General features: G+C 38.6%; 16 protein-coding genes, 1 other RNA gene and 2 pseudogenes. 13 read left to right on the top strand and 6 right to left on the bottom strand.

The window, feature by feature from the left end; translation table 11 throughout:
- Positions 1–362: 362 nt before the first annotated feature.
- Together CVS89_RS10315 and CVS89_RS10310 are read right to left on the bottom strand one after the other, a co-directional pair.
- A pseudogene (locus CVS89_RS10315) lies at positions 363–1,415 on the bottom strand (methyl-accepting chemotaxis protein); the annotation flags it as partial.
- 27 nt (positions 1,416–1,442) lie between these two features.
- Positions 1,443–2,270: pseudogene (locus CVS89_RS10310) on the bottom strand (Cache 3/Cache 2 fusion domain-containing protein); the annotation flags it as partial.
- 570 nt (positions 2,271–2,840) lie between these two features.
- Here CVS89_RS10310 and rnpB point away from each other — a divergent pair.
- Positions 2,841–3,167: RNase P RNA component class A (gene rnpB, locus CVS89_RS05730), an RNA gene on the top strand.
- 100 nt (positions 3,168–3,267) lie between these two features.
- Here the strand turns inward: rnpB and CVS89_RS05725 are convergent.
- The 4 genes from CVS89_RS05725 to CVS89_RS05710 are packed head-to-tail and all read right to left on the bottom strand — an operon-like array spanning position 3,268 to position 6,027.
- Positions 3,268–3,495 (bottom strand): hypothetical protein, encoded by a 228-nt coding sequence (locus CVS89_RS05725; protein ID WP_107848448.1) that lies wholly within the window; start codon positions 3,493–3,495, stop codon positions 3,268–3,270.
- Positions 3,488–3,859 (bottom strand): flagellar export chaperone FliS, encoded by a 372-nt coding sequence (gene fliS / locus CVS89_RS05720; RefSeq protein ID WP_009293744.1) that lies wholly within the window; start codon positions 3,857–3,859, stop codon positions 3,488–3,490. Before fliS ends, CVS89_RS05725 begins: the two co-directional genes overlap by 8 nt.
- A 9-nt stretch (positions 3,860–3,868) precedes the next feature.
- Positions 3,869–5,629: a flagellar filament capping protein FliD gene (gene fliD, locus CVS89_RS05715; RefSeq protein WP_107848447.1), complete on the bottom strand. Its 1,761-nt coding sequence runs from the start codon at positions 5,627–5,629 to the stop codon at positions 3,869–3,871.
- A gap of 2 nt (positions 5,630–5,631) precedes the next feature.
- Entirely contained in the window at positions 5,632–6,027 is a 396-nt protein-coding gene (locus CVS89_RS05710) for a FlaG family protein (RefSeq protein WP_103602454.1), read from the bottom strand.
- 119 nt (positions 6,028–6,146) lie between these two features.
- Between CVS89_RS05710 and CVS89_RS05705 the strand changes: the two genes are divergently transcribed.
- The 12 genes from CVS89_RS05705 (at position 6,147) to gatB (ending at position 15,654) form a co-directional block, all read left to right on the top strand.
- Positions 6,147–6,491, top strand: coding sequence for a hypothetical protein (locus CVS89_RS05705; RefSeq protein WP_021089777.1), 345 nt, complete (start codon positions 6,147–6,149; stop codon positions 6,489–6,491).
- A complete protein-coding gene (gene rsmD / locus CVS89_RS05700; protein ID WP_103609121.1) occupies positions 6,488–7,054 on the top strand; it encodes a 16S rRNA (guanine(966)-N(2))-methyltransferase RsmD in 567 nt (188 codons plus the stop codon). The genes CVS89_RS05705 and rsmD overlap by 4 nt, the downstream gene beginning before the upstream one ends.
- A 56-nt stretch (positions 7,055–7,110) precedes the next feature.
- Complete coding sequence (locus CVS89_RS05695) at positions 7,111–8,163, top strand: flagellar basal body P-ring protein FlgI (RefSeq protein WP_107848446.1); 1,053 nt, start codon at positions 7,111–7,113, stop codon at positions 8,161–8,163.
- A complete protein-coding gene (locus tag CVS89_RS05690; protein ID WP_002942304.1) occupies positions 8,163–8,462 on the top strand; it encodes a rod-binding protein in 300 nt (99 codons plus the stop codon). The genes CVS89_RS05695 and CVS89_RS05690 overlap by 1 nt, the downstream gene beginning before the upstream one ends.
- A 58-nt stretch (positions 8,463–8,520) precedes the next feature.
- Positions 8,521–8,724: a flagellar biosynthesis anti-sigma factor FlgM gene (locus CVS89_RS05685; RefSeq protein WP_196088125.1), complete on the top strand. Its 204-nt coding sequence runs from the start codon at positions 8,521–8,523 to the stop codon at positions 8,722–8,724.
- 16 nt (positions 8,725–8,740) lie between these two features.
- Positions 8,741–9,172 (top strand): flagellar export chaperone FlgN, encoded by a 432-nt coding sequence (locus tag CVS89_RS05680; RefSeq protein WP_012001657.1) that lies wholly within the window; start codon positions 8,741–8,743, stop codon positions 9,170–9,172.
- A gap of 3 nt (positions 9,173–9,175) precedes the next feature.
- Entirely contained in the window at positions 9,176–11,047 is a 1,872-nt protein-coding gene (gene flgK / locus CVS89_RS05675) for a flagellar hook-associated protein FlgK (RefSeq protein WP_103571899.1), read from the top strand.
- Entirely contained in the window at positions 11,044–11,811 is a 768-nt protein-coding gene (locus CVS89_RS05670; RefSeq protein WP_107848445.1) for a TIGR02757 family protein, read from the top strand. The genes flgK and CVS89_RS05670 overlap by 4 nt, the downstream gene beginning before the upstream one ends.
- A 66-nt stretch (positions 11,812–11,877) precedes the next feature.
- Complete coding sequence (locus CVS89_RS05665) at positions 11,878–12,414, top strand: superoxide dismutase family protein (RefSeq protein ID WP_107848444.1); 537 nt, start codon at positions 11,878–11,880, stop codon at positions 12,412–12,414.
- 143 nt (positions 12,415–12,557) lie between these two features.
- Positions 12,558–13,319, top strand: coding sequence for a TSUP family transporter (locus tag CVS89_RS05660; protein WP_107848443.1), 762 nt, complete (start codon positions 12,558–12,560; stop codon positions 13,317–13,319).
- A 65-nt stretch (positions 13,320–13,384) separates the two neighbouring features.
- Positions 13,385–14,068: a F0F1 ATP synthase subunit A gene (locus tag CVS89_RS05655; protein ID WP_002942300.1), complete on the top strand. Its 684-nt coding sequence runs from the start codon at positions 13,385–13,387 to the stop codon at positions 14,066–14,068.
- A 164-nt stretch (positions 14,069–14,232) separates the two neighbouring features.
- Complete coding sequence (gene gatB, locus CVS89_RS05650; RefSeq protein WP_103613838.1) at positions 14,233–15,654, top strand: Asp-tRNA(Asn)/Glu-tRNA(Gln) amidotransferase subunit GatB; 1,422 nt, start codon at positions 14,233–14,235, stop codon at positions 15,652–15,654.
- Positions 15,655–15,661: the final 7 nt, after the last annotated feature.

Genomic DNA, 15,661 nt, shown 5'->3' with positions numbered 1-15,661 from the left:
CAAGCTTTCCATATCTTGCACTACAGCTTAGGATTTAGAGATTTATATGGTTTGTATTTTTAGTATACATGGTTGAGTAAGTAAAATTTAAAAATTTAATTATGAATTTGAATGCAAAAATTTAAGGCAAAGTATCGCAATATTTTTTAAGAGTTTTTTCTCTTGTGATCGCAACTTCAAGTAGAAACAACGTAAAAATTTAGCGAAGATAAGAGATATAATCTATCAAGCCAAATTTTTACTAGTTTTATAAAGATAGTTTTAAAAGTGGGGCTGGCTAAATTTAGTTGGTTTAAATTTAAAAAGGTCTAGCCAAAGCTAGACCTAAAACATTAAATTTAAGAAGTAAAAGAGGTAAAAACTTAAGTTCTAAAGACGCTAAGTTTAGTATTTAGCGCATCTGTCATCTTATTTAGATGTTCAGCCGCAGAAGCTATCTCTTCGACGCTTCTCGCATTTTCAGATGAAATTTGATTGATCTCTGAGATACCATCCATGATCTCATTTACGTTTTTACCAGTTGCGATGTAGTCTTGCATAGTCTTATCAGACATCGCTATGGCGTTATTCATCGTTTCGCTCATATTATTTATAGTCTTTTCAACGTCACTTGCCACATGGGTTAGCTCTTGAATTTGTTTAGAGTTGATGCCCATTTGCTCGCTGCTATCATTGATCGCTTGAACGATAACGTTGATAGTTGCATTTATCTCTGTTAGAGATTTTTGAGTTCTCTCAGCTAGCTGTCTAACCTCGTCGGCTACGACTGCAAAGCCACGTCCATGCTCGCCAGCACGTGCCGCTTCGATAGCTGCGTTAAGAGCTAGTAGGTTTGTCTGATCAGCGATGTCATTGATAACAACAAGGACTGATTTAACCTGCTCAGCATCACGGCTAAGCTGCTCGATCTTACCAGCCATTTGATTTTCAACATTAGCAGAATCAACTATCTGAGACGATAGAGATTTAATAGCTTCAGTAGCTGTTTTTATATGAGTGCTTGCCTTTTGAAGGTCATCTTTACCAGCTTGAGCAACTGCTAGTGACTCTTTCATATTCTCTTGCATTACTTTACATCTTTGATTTGTCTCTTCAACGATCTGGGTTGATTCTTCTACGCGTTTGCCTGTTTGAAGAGATGTAGAGCTTAGCTCATTTGCAACTGAGCTGTTTTCATTTGAAAGATTTTTAGTGTCGCTTATAAGTACTCTTATTCTCTCTATAAAATCATTTATATCATTGCTTATCTTAGCAATCTCATCTTTGCCGTAGATTGGGATTTTAAGCGTAAAGTCAGATGTTATAGCATTTAAATTTGCTCCTAATCTATCAATAGGATTTGCAACCATCTTTTTAAGTAGTAATATAGATACTATTATAAGAAGCAATGTAACTATAATGCTTGCAATAATGAAGTTTTTACTAACCACTTTTAGAGGTGTTAAAAAATCATCTGTAATAGCTGAACCAAGTAAAATCCAGTCTAGTTTGTCAAATGGTTTAAATGCCGCTATTCTTTCAACTCCATCAGCTACAACAAGCTTGGCACCTTCTCTCTCTTTTGTGATGTTATCCATAGTAGCTTTTAGCTCACTGCTTAGCTCTTTGCCAGCTTGAGTTGGGTGGATATCAAATTTATTAGTCTTTGTATTAAAGATAGAGAAGTATCCATGCTCACCTAGCTTCATAGAAGCAAATGTCTTTTTAAGATCCTCTAGACCGTTTGTGAAGTCGTAACCTATAAATAAAACTGCTACAACCTCGCCATCTTGAATGACTGGTTCGTAAACACACATATAGTTTCTGCCAAAAATGTTTATAGCTCCTATATATGTCTCTTTATTCATCATCTTTGGATATATCGTTTTGTTTAATGCTCCAAGCGCTCTACTGCCATCATCTAGCAAAAGTGAAGTAGAAACAGCAACAAAGTCATTGCCAGATTTAGCAAAAATTGTTGGTACTCCGCCATTTGTTAGCTTTTTGATCTTATCAGATACTTCATGATCATTATTTAATATGCCCATTTTTTCTGAGATAAGCTCTACAGCATTGTCATTTTCTGTCTTTATGGTTTGGCCATTGGTTCTTATATTGCCTAGGCTTTCTTTTAAGATATGCATAGAGAAAACGGCGCTTTTGTAGTTGTCATCATTAAATAGCTTAACCGTATCCATTGCAAGTGCGACATTTTGTTTAACGGTAGTTACTACTCCATCCTTGATCTCACGCTCTAAGACGTGTGACGTGTAGAAAACAAAGCAAGCCATACAAATGGCAAGAACTAAAGCGATGATCGCTGAGACCTTGACTAAGATGCTACGCAAATTCATCTATATCCTCCTTGGTTTAGATTTTTGAGCTTATTATACAAATTTTTTCTCGTAAAACATATAGAATTTTAGGGAAAAATAACGAATTTTAAATTTTTGTTTGCTTTGTGTTTATAATTATAACTTTTATGAAACTGGAGTAAAATTTTATAAAAAATTGCTATTTAAATTTAGCTTTTTAAGTAAAATTTATAGTTTGGCAAAAGCAAGAAATTTGCGCTTTTAAGGGATCAAAATTTAAATTTGTATCGTTTTGTTGATTTGTAGTCTATTTTATTATATTGGTCTAAGGTTCAAAGCAAAATAACAAAAAAGTGAAATTTGGAGTGTTCTACTCTTGTTTTTGTAAAGAAAATTTAAAAAGATTAAATAAAAAAATTAATTTCATACCAAGTTGTGACAAAATTTATGCTCAAAAATCAAAAAAATTTCTTAGATAAATTTGCAAAATTTGATGAAAAATTTGGTCGCAGGGTAAATTTATATATTTTTAAATATAATCACGCTCTGGCACGGTAAGCGGTCGCTTTTGCATCTTGCAAAAGAGGAAAGTCCGAGCTGCGATAAGACAAAGTTCCATCTAACGGATGGCTAGGGAAACCTAAGGGATAGTGTAACAGAAAGCAAACTTCCGCCTTGGCGGTAAAGGTGAAACGGCGGGGTAAGAGCCCACCGGCGCGCTTGGTAACTTGCGTGGCCATATAAACCCAACTTGCAGTAAGAAGGGATGGTTTTGGTCTTATATTAAAACCCTTCGCTAGAGCTTGTTTGTAAAAGCAAGCGTAGATAAATGATCGCTCAAGACAGAACTCGGCTTAACGCTGTGCCTCCCTTAAATTTAGAGCAAATTTCAAGTAGCAAGCAGTTAGTAAATTTAAAAGATTTTCAAGACAAAACCGGCAAATATGCCGTGCCTTGAAAGTTTGAGATTAGATTAATTTTTTACGTATTTTTGAGCTTTTTGTAGTTTTGTAAGCTCGTTTTGGATGTGTGAAGATTTAGTTTTAAAAAGCTCTATCGCACCGCCTATTAGCGCTTGTGCCTCTTGAGCTGAAGCTAAGTTTTTAAACATATCTTCGCTAAAGCTTTGTGATAGTGCAGCTAGCTTTCTTGTATCTTCGTTTATTAACGCTAGCTTAAATTCATTGATCCAGCTATTCACCTGATGTTACCTCCCTCCATGCTTCTGATAACTGCTTTACGACATTTGTTACTTCATTTAGCGCGTTAATATCATTTTGGATATTTGCCATAGCAAGAAGCTGCATCTGTCTTGTATAAAGTCCGCTAAGATAGTGAGCCACATCGCCTTGAGAATAATCAAGCGAGTTTAAAAGCTCGACAAAGATAGCGTTTGCTCTGTTTATATAATAGACTTTTTTCTCTATATCTCCAGCTTCGATCGCTTTTTTTGTGCGAAATATAAATTTCAAAATTCCGTCATAAAGCATTTCTATTAATTTAGTCGGGGACTCGATGCCCCCGAAACTCGACTGTGCGTATGCACTATATGCACTTTGATTCATTTTTCTCTCTTATTTTCTACTGTTTATCTCAGCATCTATCATTGATTTTAGAGTTGAGAACTGATTTTCTAAACTTGCGATGATAGAGTTATACTTGATGAAGCGCTCTTGCATCGTTGTATATTTCTCATCTAAAAGCTTTTGAGTGCTCTCTTTATTTTTAGTGATAGACTCACTCTCGTCTTTTAGCTGATTTTGCATAGCGATCATAGTGCCTTTCTTACCAACAGCACCATCAAGCATCTTAGCTAGCTTTGTAAAAAGTCCATCAGTTTTTTTAGTCACTGGATTTACAGTGGCTTCGCTCATACCAATAGTTGCTAGTGCAGAAGCTTTGCCTTTTACTTCGATGTTTTCGCCATCGCTTCTTTTTAATATGATCCTCTTGCCGCTTTGATCAAGGCTAGCTGTGACTCCGTCGATGCCAGCGTCATTGATAGCTTGTTGAAGTTTTAGAGCGTTATCTTCAGCTGTCCCACCAGCTGCGGTTGAAAATATAACTGACTTACCATTTATCGTTAGATCGCCAGCTTGGATATTTAACACACCTGAGCTAACGGTTGAGTTACCCATGTAGCTTATTGGCTCAGTCTTGCTTGAACCCATGAAAAATTTCTGAATTTCTTCTGGATCTTTGCTAAGAGCTGCGTTAAATTTATTTAGATCAAGCTGAAGCTGACCGTCTTTATCTGGCACTATGCCAAATTTACTTAGCGCTTTGCCTTCGCTATCTTGACCATTTACTAGACGTCCGATGTTTGATCTAAGGCTTGAAATTTCACTTACGCCTTGAAAAGTACCAGCGCCTTTTTCTTCATCATATTTTGTAGCGATCTCAAGGTTCATGGTCATTAGGTTGTAGTCTTTTATAAACTCTTCAACCGCTTTTACGACATCTTCAGTGTTTTGAGAGACGCTGACATTTGTTCTGCCAGTCTCATTTAGCGTGATATTTACACCCGGTCTTAGATCATCAAAGCTGTTTTTATCTCTTTTGATATTTACGCCGTTATATGTAAATTCTGCATCTTGTGCTTTTAGAATTCTATTTTTCTCCAAATTTGATGTCATCTTTGGCGTGCCATCAGGATTTGTTAGCGCTGTGCCGTGCTCGTCTGTATCTTGAAACTGTGTATCATCCCAGCCAAGCTTGTCTAAGATGCCAGCAGTGTCGTTTGAAAATTTGATAGTCTGCGTAGCGCCAGTGCTGCCTGATTGAAGCATTATTTGATTTGGTTTATCGCCGCCAACATTTAAAATTCTAGCTTGCAATTTCCCGCCACTTACGTCATTTATCTTATCAACGATATCTTGATATGTTGTCGATCTTGTCACACCGATAGAGAATTTTTGTCCATCGATCTCAATGTCAAACGAGCCAGTATTTGTCGCACCCACCATACTTGAAGAATTTTTAAAATTCTTGCTTTGAAATGTATCTTTTTGAGCAAGTTTTTGCACGTCGATACTAAAGCTTTGCACGCTAACGCCATTTGCAGCAGAAGCTGTGACGCTTTTGCCAGCGTTATTTGTATTTCTTTTTAGATAAAGTGCCTCGCCACCAAGTGTTTTACCACTAACATTTACGTTGCTAACAAGAGTTTTTAGCGCCGCAAGGTCCTTTTGCTTAAGCTCATTTTTCTCTAGTCTTGTTGTAAGTGGTTTGATCTGTCCAGCTTCATCAGCCTCTTTTAGTTTCTTGATAAGCTCATCGTTTAGGCCGCTATTTTTTGTACCGATGCCTAAATTTGTTACGTTACCTACTGCCATTTTTAACTCTCCTTGTCAAAAAGTATTCCGATACTTTCTTTGAAATACTCGCTGATTTTTATAGCTTCTTTGCTCGGAAGCTGTGTTATCTCTTCGCCTGTTTTGGCGTCTTTTACTTGCACTACCATTAAATTTAACTTCTCGTTGTAAGCAAATCTTACATTTGTATCGAGCTGTTGCATCTGATAGTTTAGCCTATCAGTAACCTCTCTTGTCTTTCTAGCAAGATCCTCGTTACTAAGCTTGTCTAGGTCATCTGCACCTTTTGCTTTACCGTTTTTATCGGCATTTACTTTGACATCTGAGTGCTCGATAGGTCTGCTATCGATTTGACGCTGAGCCGACGTGCTCATGTTTGCATCAAGTGTTTGATTTGCCGCTGCTTTGAAAATTTCCATAGTTTTACTCCTTAAAACTTACGCTAGCTTCTACATCGGTAAAATTTTAAATTCCTTTAGTATTTATATAAATTTTTGATTATTTAGGTTAAAATCGAGCAAAATTTATAGGACGGGATATGAAAATTTCATTTGAATGCGACTGCATTTTGCTGCAAAAGACCTTGCTGCTTTTTTGTGGAAATTTGGCCGCTCATCATAAGGATTGTGATTTTGTAGTAAGTGACCGCGAGATCGTCACAAAAAAACCGCTATTTATAATAGGTAAGAACGCTCATCTTTCTCATCCATTCACAAGAGCCACTCTTCTTGATACGCTCGAGGAGTTTTACTCAGCCACGCAAATTTCAAAGGCAAAAGAGCCAGATCAGATAGTAAATGAAAAGAGTTTGGAACAAAAAGTCTCAAATTTGATAGATAAATTTAAAGCTGATCTGCTTGAAATTTTAAGGGCAAATCAGTGAAGCTTTGCACCAAAATTTCAAGTGGTAAATTTAAAGGCAAAAGGCTTGAATTGCCAAGTCTAAGCACGACAAGAAGCACAAAAAGCATTGTAAAAGAGTCCTTTTTTAACGTCATTAGAGATGAAATTTGCTCACTTACATTTATAGAGGGCTTTGGCGGAAGTGGCGTGATGGCAAGCGAGGCTGTTAGTAACGGAGCGCGCGAGGCTATCGCGATCGAAAAAGATAGGGCTGCTTTTAAGATCACGCAAAGCAACCTTGCAAGCCTGCAAAGTCCAAATTTAAAAGCGATAAATGGCGACAGCTTTGCGCTTTTGCCTGATCTTGTAAATTCGCAAAATGGCAAGGTTTTGCTCTATCTTGATCCGCCATTTGACATAAGGGCTGGCTTTGATGATATCTACGAAAAGCTAGTAAATTTGATCTCGCAGCTAAAAAAAGAGAAAATTTATATGATAGTTTTTGAGCATAACAGCGACTTTAAATTTGGCGATGAAATTTCTGCGTATAAGCTTGTTAAATTTAAAAAATTTGGAGCCACTTCTCTCTCTTATTTTCAGTAAAATTTGGAACATCTTTTGCTTTTAAAACCTAAAATAGCTAAATTTTAGGAAAAAATATGAATAAATTTTTATCTTTTGTAGCAGCTTCAGTGATAGCTACTTCAGCCTTTGCTACGCAGATAAAAGAGCTCGCAAATATCGTTGGCGTAAGGGATAATCAGCTAATAGGCTATGGTTTAGTCGTCGGACTAAACGGCACAGGGGATGGCTCAACGTCAAAATTTACGATCCAGTCGCTATCAAACATGCTTCAAGGCGTAAATGTCAAGATAAATCCAGATGATATCAAGTCTAAAAACGCAGCCGCTGTTATGGTGACAGCAAAATTGCCTGCATTTGCAAGACATGGCGACAAGCTTGATATCGAGATCTCATCTATCGGCGATGCAAAAAGCTTGCAAGGTGGCACTCTTCTTATGACCCCACTAAAGGGCGTTGATGGCGATATCTACGCTTTGGCTCAAGGACCTCTAAGTATCGGTGGCAAGAGCGCAGGAAGAACTGGCGGCAATCACCCAACCGTTGGCACTATCTTAAATGGCGCACTTGTGGAGCGCGAGGTCACTTACGATATCTATAACCAAGACAGCATAAAGCTAAGCCTAAAAGATACAAATTTTAAAACCGCTCTTGATATCCAAAACGCTATAAATGCAAACATCTCAGATGACACTGCAAAAGCGATCGATCCAAGAACGGTCATCGTTAAAAAGCCAGATGATGTTAGCATTATCGAGCTTGCAAGCGCTGTGCTTGATCTTGACGTGGAGTATAAGCCAGATGAGAAGATCGTAGTTGATGAGAGAACTGGCACGATAGTTAGCGGTATAAACGCGGTAGTTAGTCCAGTCGTGATAACTCATGGCGCAATTACAATAAAGATAGAGCCAAACAGCTACGAAGAGGCGGTGCAAAATGATGTAAATATAGGTAGCGACACCTCGGTGGCTCCTAGTCAAAATTTACTTAAAATTTCAGGCGAAAAAACAACCGTTGCAAACGTAACAAGAGCGCTAAACAAGCTTGGAGCAACACCAAGTGACATCATCTCGATACTTGAAAATTTAAAACGAGTTGGCGCGATACAAGTCGATCTGGAGATAATATAATGCAAATAGATAACACCTTAGCACTAAATTCATATAATGACATCTCAGCAAACAAGATAAAAAATGCAAATGCCAAACAAGATGCACTTTTAAAAGAGCAAACTGATGCTTTTGAAGCATTTATGGTAAAAGCTGTTCTTGATATCGCTTTAAAAGAAGATGACAAGAACTCACTCTATCCAAAAGCCGCTGGCAGCGACATTTACAGGTCCATGTATAACGACGCTATGAGCAAAGCTTTGAGTGGAAATTTAGGTTTTTCAGAACTTTTATACGATTTTTTGAAGAGAGACTCTTAAGTAAATTTATATTTTGCCGATGTAGTGATATAAACATTTTATTTTAAGAGGTATGGATATGATAACTCCTTTGAACCAAAGACCAAACTACCAGGCAAATATGCTAAATAAAAATAGCGATGCTAGAGTTGAAAATGAAAACAAAGAAGTAAAAACAAATGAAAACGCAAGAGTAAAAGAGATAGCTGATGCAATAGCAAATGGCACCTATCAGGTAGATATCTCTAAAACAGCAAAAGCTGTGGCTGATGCGTTGCTCTAAATTTAAAGGAATTTAAATGATAAAGAAGCTTTTGGACGAGGCCATAGGCGAGCTAGACGAGCTTATAAATTTAACGATGCAAGATATCGCCAACATAAAAGAGGCGAAGCACTCAAGCGTTGATGAGAGTGTGAAGAAGAAAAATGCTCTCGTGCGTGCTTTTGAAGATACCAAAAGAGCTTTGGATAAAGAGCTTTTAAGGGTCTCAAAAGAGAGTGGTACTACGACACTTGCAAATGTTTTAGATGATGAAGTGAAGTCAAAGCTAGTGCTTATGCGTTCAAAGCTTGAAATTTTGCATAAAGTAAATAAAGAATATGCAAGACACGTCGTTGTTGTTAAGGAGTTTTTTGACTCACTTAGCAAAAAAGTCTTTGGTACTCAGACTAATGAATACGGCCAAGACGGCAGCGGCACAGATAATAATTTTTACAAATCAAGGGTTTAACAAATGGCTAATATCTTTATGTCATTAGGCACAGGCGTTTCAGGGCTAAATGCAGCCCAAGTGCAAATAAGCACAACTGGAAACAACATCACAAACGCCGATAGTAACTACTACACAAGACAACGTGTAGTCCAGTCAGCATCTCCAGCGATGAACACTGTCCCTGGTGGCGTTGGCACAGGTACGCAAGTAGATACCGTGACAAGACTTCACGATGAGTTTGCCTACCAAAGACTAAAGTACTCATCGTCAAATTTAGAAAATACAGGCTATAAACAGAGAATTTTACAAGAGGCGACAAAATACTTCCCAGATCTAAAAGATAACGGCATGGTAAAAGATATACAGGAGTATTTTGCTGCGTGGAACAACTTTGCTTCAAACCCAGATGAGGGCGCTCAAAAGGTAAATTTGATAAACAAAGCTAGCGTTTTAACAGCTAGCATCAACCGCTCATCAAAGATGCTTTATGATATGCACACGCAGATAGATGAGACTATAAAGATAAACATAAACGAGATAAACTCACTTGGCAAGCAAATAGCAAATATCAATAAGCAAATTCAAAGAGTTGAATCTGGCGCAGACGCTGGCATCAAGATAAATGCAAATGACCTTCGTGACAAGCGCGATGAGCTAGAGCTTGCTATGTCAAAGCTGGTAAATACAGCCGTTTATAAAAGCGATCTAAAAAGCGAGTCAAGGATAGATACAGGCATAAGCGATCAAGGAAGATACTACAACCTAAATATCGGCGGTGTGAGCATCGTTGATGGCGTAAATTTTCATGAAATTTCTATGAGCTCAACCGAGAGTGGGCAATACACGAAAATTTATTATGAAAGAGAAGATGGCAGACGCATCCCTATGGAGGAGAAGATCACAAATGGCAAGATAGGCGCTGCGCTTGATCTTAGAGGCCGCAACTACGAGCCAGATAATGATAAATTTAGCGATGGTATCATCCAAAAATATATTGACAATCTAAATACATTTTCAAAAACTTTAATAACTAGCACAAACAACGTCTATGCCGAGTCTGCGGTTGAAATTTCAAACTCAGATCCGATCAGCTATCTAGAAAACGACAAGACGCTGATGAACCACGACAACAGCATAAGAAATGGCAGTTTTGAAGCCATAGTTTATGATAACAAGGGCAACGTCGTAGCCAAAAAGACCATCGAGATAAACGGCACAACGACGATGAACGATACAAAATACGGCAACTCTGTTGTGCAGGATTTTAACTCAAATTCAGACGACAACAATGACAACAACATGCTAAATGACGTCGATGACTTCTTTGAAGCGTCGTATTTTTATGATAAAAACACGCATCAAGGCACATTTGCGCTCATACCAAAGCAAGCTCAAGGGCTTTATAGCATCTCAATAGTCGATCACGGCACAAATTTCCCAGGCGTTGTTGGTATCAACAGATTTTTTTCTGGCACAAACTCAAATACAATAGGCATCAATCAAAATTTCACTCAAGATCACACAAAGCTTCGTGCCTACTCAAAACCAGTCGTGGGAAACAACGAAGTTGCAAACAAGATGATACAGCTTCAGTACCAAAAGCAGACATTTTACTCAAGTGGTACTGCGCTTGATAGAGATGAGACTATTGAGGGATATTACCGATATTTCACAACCGATATGGCGAGCGATACCGAGGCGAACAACACTATCCACGACACAAACACATCTTTGCAAAGGACTGCTGAAGAGGAATTTCAATCAACAAGTGGCGTAGATACCAACGAAGAGCTTACAAACTTAATCCGCTTTCAAGCAAGCTACGGTGCAGCAGCAAAGATCATCACGACAGTTGATCAGATGCTTGACACGCTTCTTTCACTAAAACAATGAGCGAACTAAAGAGCCTTTTAGACTCACACGTACTTAGTAAAAATACAAATTCGGGGCTATTTGACGCCCCGGACCCACTTCAAGTAGCTACTAAATTTAAAGAGCCAAACATAGCACTCATTTGTGCGTTATTTGCTTATGGTAACGCAAAAATGATAGTGAAATTTCTAAATTCGCTTGAATTTAGCCTGCTTGATGAGAGTGAGCAAAATATCAAGAAAAATCTGTCAAATTTCAAATACCGCTTTCAAAATGAAAATGACGTAAAAGAAATTTTCATCACACTTTCACGCCTGAAAAAAGAGGCTGACATAGAAGAAATTTTGCGCCAAGGTCTTGCAAAAAACGGCGAGATGATAGAGGGCGTAAATGAGCTTATTAAATTTATTTATGGGCTAAATTCTTACCGCTCAGACGGATATGAGTTTTTCTTTGGTAAGAGTTTTGAGAGGGAGCCACAAAGTCCATATAAACGCTACAATATGTATCTTCGCTGGATGGTGCGAGATAGCGACATCGACCTTGGGCTATTTAAAAATTTGCCAAAAGATAGACTTTTGATGCCGCTTGACGTGCATACGCATAGGGTTTCATTAAATTTAGGACTTATAAATAGAAAGAGCTACGACTTCAAAGCGGTGATGGAGCTTACAAAAAAACTTAGAGAATTTGACGAGCTAGACCCGATAAAATATGACTTTGCGCTTTACAGGATAGGGCAGAGCAAAGAGCTAGAAACTATCGTAAAAAATCTTAAAAAATAAAAATTATTGCTAAATTTTTAAATTTAGGATAGACTTACCATACAATTTTATCCATAAGGAGCTTGTATGAAAAAAATCGTTTTACTAAGTGCAGTTTTAGGAACTTTGCTTTTTGCTCACGAGGGTCATCACTTTGATCCAAAGTCTGGCGAACATCTAGTCATACCTGTTAATGAGCTAAGCGAAAAAGGCGATAAGAGCGTTGGCGAAGTAGTAGCTGTTAAGACAAACTACGGCGTTGCGTTTTTTCCAAATTTAAAAGGTCTTCCTGCAGGACTTCATGGCTTTCACGTTCATCAAAATGCTGATTGTGGCGCGACTGAAAAAGGTCTTGGTATGAAAGCAGGCGGTCACTGGGATCCAGCTGAAACAAAGATGCACTCATTTGCATGGGACGATAAGGGTCACAAAGGCGATCTACCAGCGCTTTACGTAGATGCTGAGGGCAATGCAAACTACCCAGTGCTAGCTCCAAAGATAAAAAACCTTGACGAGCTAAAAGGTCACTCACTAATGGTTCACGTCGGTGGTGACAACCACAGCGACCAGCCAAAAGCACTTGGCGGTGGCGGCGCTAGAATGCTTTGCGGCGTTATTAAATAATTAAGCCACCACAAAAAGCCTTTAAATTTAATGTTTAAAGGCTTTTTAAATTTCGCGCTCAATTTTAACCTCCATTTCTAAGATGAAATTTCAAAATTTTAAACTACAATCCGCTTTTTAACTTAAATTTACAAAGAACAAAAATGGAATTTGACCTACTTAGCTACACTGTCTTTTTTGTCGCCGCGTTTTTGGGTGGTTTTATCGACGCGATCGCAGGAGGTGGCGGACTGATCACTTTGCCAGCCATCATGGCTATGGGCGTGCCACCTCATCTTGCCCTTGGCACAAACAAGCTTCAAGGCGTCTTTGGCAGCTTCACGGCAACGCTAAATTTCACTAAAAAAGGACTGATTAATTATAAAGAGTGCTTTGTTGGCATAGTTTTTACATTTATTGGAGCAGCCATCGGCGCAACGCTCATCTTATTTTTAAATGCAAATTTCTTAAAAATAATCATCCCATTTTTGCTAATCGCTATCTTCATCTACACACTTTTTATGCCAAAAATAGGCGAGAGCGACAGGGCTGCAAAGATGAATGAGAGGCTATTTTATGTCATTTTTGGACTAATTCTTGGCTTTTATGATGGCTTTTTTGGCCCAGGAGCAGGCTCGTTTTGGATGTTTGCGATGGTGGCTTTAATTGGGCTAAATTTAAAAAAGGCGGTCGCTCACACAAAGGCTTTAAATTTCACCAGCAACATCGTAGCACTTGGCGTTTTTATAGCCGGTGGACAGATACTTTGGCTAGTTGGCTTTTTGATGGCTGTGGGACAAATTTTAGGAGCATATTTTGGCTCAAATTTAGTCATCAAAAAAGAGGTCAAATTTATTAGAACGATGTTTTTGATAGTTGTCGCAGCGACCATTTGCAAACTGCTTTTTGACTACTTCAAGGCTTAAAATTAAAAATGTTTTAACAATAATTTTGTTACAATCACGCAAAATTCTAAATCTAAGGTAAATCAATGAAAGATTTGTTTCTATTCTCAAATTTGCTAAACCATTCACATGCCTTTGTCTATGCGTTTCACTTTTGCCTTGTAGCTTTGATCATCCTTATCGTTGCCTACATCGCAAGGAGCAAAATGCAGCTTGTGCCAAGAGGTCTTCAAAACATAGTTGAGGCTTATTTAGAGGGTGTTATCTCTATGGGCAAGGATACTTTAGGTAGCGAAAAGCTAGCTAGAAAATACCTCCCACTTGTCGCAACTATCGGCTTTATCGTATTTTTCTCAAACGTCATCGGCATCATCCCTGGCTTTGAGTCACCAAGCTCAAGCTTAAATTTAACTCTAGTTTTGGCTTTGGTTGTATTTATTTACTACAACTTTGAGGGCATTAGAGAAAATGGCTTTTTCAAATACTTTGGACACTTCATGGGACCAAACAAATTTCTAGCTCCTATTATGTTTCCAGTCGAAGTCATCTCACATCTTTCACGTGTAGTTTCGCTATCTTTCCGTCTTTTTGGTAACATCAAGGGCGATGACTTGTTCTTGCTTGCGATGCTTACACTTGCACCATGGTTTGCTCCACTTCCAGCATTTGCACTTCTAACACTTATGGCTGTTTTGCAAACATTTATCTTCATGATGCTAACTTACGTTTATCTAGCAGGCGCAGTCGCTATTAGCGAGCATGAGCATTAAAATTTAAAGCCATATTTTTATATGGCTTTTCTCTTTTTAAATTTATTCTCCAAAAATATTTTTAACCTATATAAATAGATCACAAAAGCTCCCCTTTAGATATTTTAAAAGAAAGTATCGCTAAAATACGCACTAAAAATTTGCATAAATTTAAAGGTAAAAATATGTTTGAAGTCGTTATCGGTTTAGAAGTTCACACTCAGCTTAATACAAAAACTAAAATTTTCTGCTCTTGCTCAACTAGCTTTGGCGATGAGGCAAACACTCACGTTTGTCCGACCTGCCTAGCTCTGCCTGGAGCGCTACCTGTACTAAACAAAGAGGCAGTCAAAAAGGCGATCAGCTTTGGCACAGCAATAAACGCTAAGATAAATAAAAAATCAGTCTTTAATAGAAAAAACTACTTCTACCCAGACCTTCCAAAGGCATATCAAATTTCACAGTTTGAGATACCTATCGTAGAAGGTGGCGAGCTCATCATCGACGTAAACGGCACTAAAAAACGCATCGGCGTAACTAGAGCGCACCTTGAAGAGGACGCTGGCAAGAACATCCACGAAGAAAACGAGAGTTTGGTCGATCTAAATAGAGCTGGCACGCCGCTTCTTGAGATAGTTAGCGAGCCAGACCTTAGAAGTAGCGACGAGGCGGTGGCTTATCTTAAGAAACTGCACTCAATCCTTCGCTTTTTAAACATCAGTGACGCAAATATGCAAGAAGGTAGCTTCCGCTGCGACGCAAACGTCTCTATCCGTCCAAAAGGCGATACCAAGCTTTACACAAGGGTTGAGATAAAGAACCTAAACTCATTTAAATTTATCCAAAAAGCGATCGATTATGAGGTAGAACGCCAAAGTGCAGCGTGGGAAGATGGCAAATATGACGAAGAGGTCTATCAAGAGACAAGGCTGTTTGACACGACAAATTTAGTGACAAGATCTATGCGTGGCAAAGAGGATAGCGCGGAGTATAGGTACTTTCCTGACCCTGACTTGCTCCCTGTTGAAGTGCCAGAAGAGATGTATAACGAAGCGATCAAAATTCCAGAGCTTGCTGAGCAAAAGGTCGCAAGATATGTTAGCGAGCTAGGCGTAAAAGAGAGCGATGCGCTAAATTTAACCCAAAGCGTTGAGATGGCTAGATATTTTGAAGAGCTAATCGCTGCTGGAATTCAGCCAAAGCTTGCTACTACGTGGCTCATAGTCGAGCTTCTTGGCCGTTTAAATAACGGCGTAACGATCGAGACAAGCCCAGTTAGCAGCGCTAAGATGATAAATTTACTAAAACGCATAGAAGATGGCACGATAAGTGGCAAGGCTGCAAAAGAGGTGCTAGACTATCTAATGGAGCATGACGTAGACGTCGATAGCGTCATCGAAAAGCTTGGCTTGAAACAAGTGAGCGACGACTCAGCGATCATCGCGATCATAGATCAAATTTTAGCTGCAAACGCCGACAAAGTAGAAGAGTATAAAAACGGCAAAGATAAGATGTTTGGCTTCTTTGTCGGTCAGGTGATGAAAGAGGGCAAGGGTGCGTTTAACCCAGGCAAGGTCAATGAGCTTTTAAAGGCCAAAATAGGCTAAAAAAGGG

Origin of the sequence: Campylobacter concisus (assembly GCF_003048615.2) — a bacterium.
In the GTDB taxonomy this organism is placed as follows: domain Bacteria; phylum Campylobacterota; class Campylobacteria; order Campylobacterales; family Campylobacteraceae; genus Campylobacter_A; species Campylobacter_A concisus_C.
The sequence above is the reverse complement of the archived record's forward strand: the minus strand, read 5'-3'. Positions and strand labels throughout refer to the sequence as shown.

Coding starts and splice junctions, on each gene's coding strand:
- fliS (WP_009293744.1), bottom strand. CDS start 3,859: ATGAATCAAAGTGCATATAGTGCATACGCACAGTCGAGTTTCGGGGGC.
- fliD (WP_107848447.1), bottom strand. CDS start 5,629: ATGGCAGTAGGTAACGTAACAAATTTAGGCATCGGTACAAAAAATAGC.
- CVS89_RS05710 (WP_103602454.1), bottom strand. CDS start 6,027: ATGGAAATTTTCAAAGCAGCGGCAAATCAAACACTTGATGCAAACATG.
- CVS89_RS05705 (WP_021089777.1), top strand. CDS start 6,147: ATGAAAATTTCATTTGAATGCGACTGCATTTTGCTGCAAAAGACCTTG.
- CVS89_RS05695 (WP_107848446.1), top strand. CDS start 7,111: ATGAATAAATTTTTATCTTTTGTAGCAGCTTCAGTGATAGCTACTTCA.
- CVS89_RS05690 (WP_002942304.1), top strand. CDS start 8,163: ATGCAAATAGATAACACCTTAGCACTAAATTCATATAATGACATCTCA.
- CVS89_RS05685 (WP_196088125.1), top strand. CDS start 8,521: ATGATAACTCCTTTGAACCAAAGACCAAACTACCAGGCAAATATGCTA.
- CVS89_RS05680 (WP_012001657.1), top strand. CDS start 8,741: ATGATAAAGAAGCTTTTGGACGAGGCCATAGGCGAGCTAGACGAGCTT.
- flgK (WP_103571899.1), top strand. CDS start 9,176: ATGGCTAATATCTTTATGTCATTAGGCACAGGCGTTTCAGGGCTAAAT.
- CVS89_RS05670 (WP_107848445.1), top strand. CDS start 11,044: ATGAGCGAACTAAAGAGCCTTTTAGACTCACACGTACTTAGTAAAAAT.
- CVS89_RS05665 (WP_107848444.1), top strand. CDS start 11,878: ATGAAAAAAATCGTTTTACTAAGTGCAGTTTTAGGAACTTTGCTTTTT.
- CVS89_RS05660 (WP_107848443.1), top strand. CDS start 12,558: ATGGAATTTGACCTACTTAGCTACACTGTCTTTTTTGTCGCCGCGTTT.
- CVS89_RS05655 (WP_002942300.1), top strand. CDS start 13,385: ATGAAAGATTTGTTTCTATTCTCAAATTTGCTAAACCATTCACATGCC.
- gatB (WP_103613838.1), top strand. CDS start 14,233: ATGTTTGAAGTCGTTATCGGTTTAGAAGTTCACACTCAGCTTAATACA.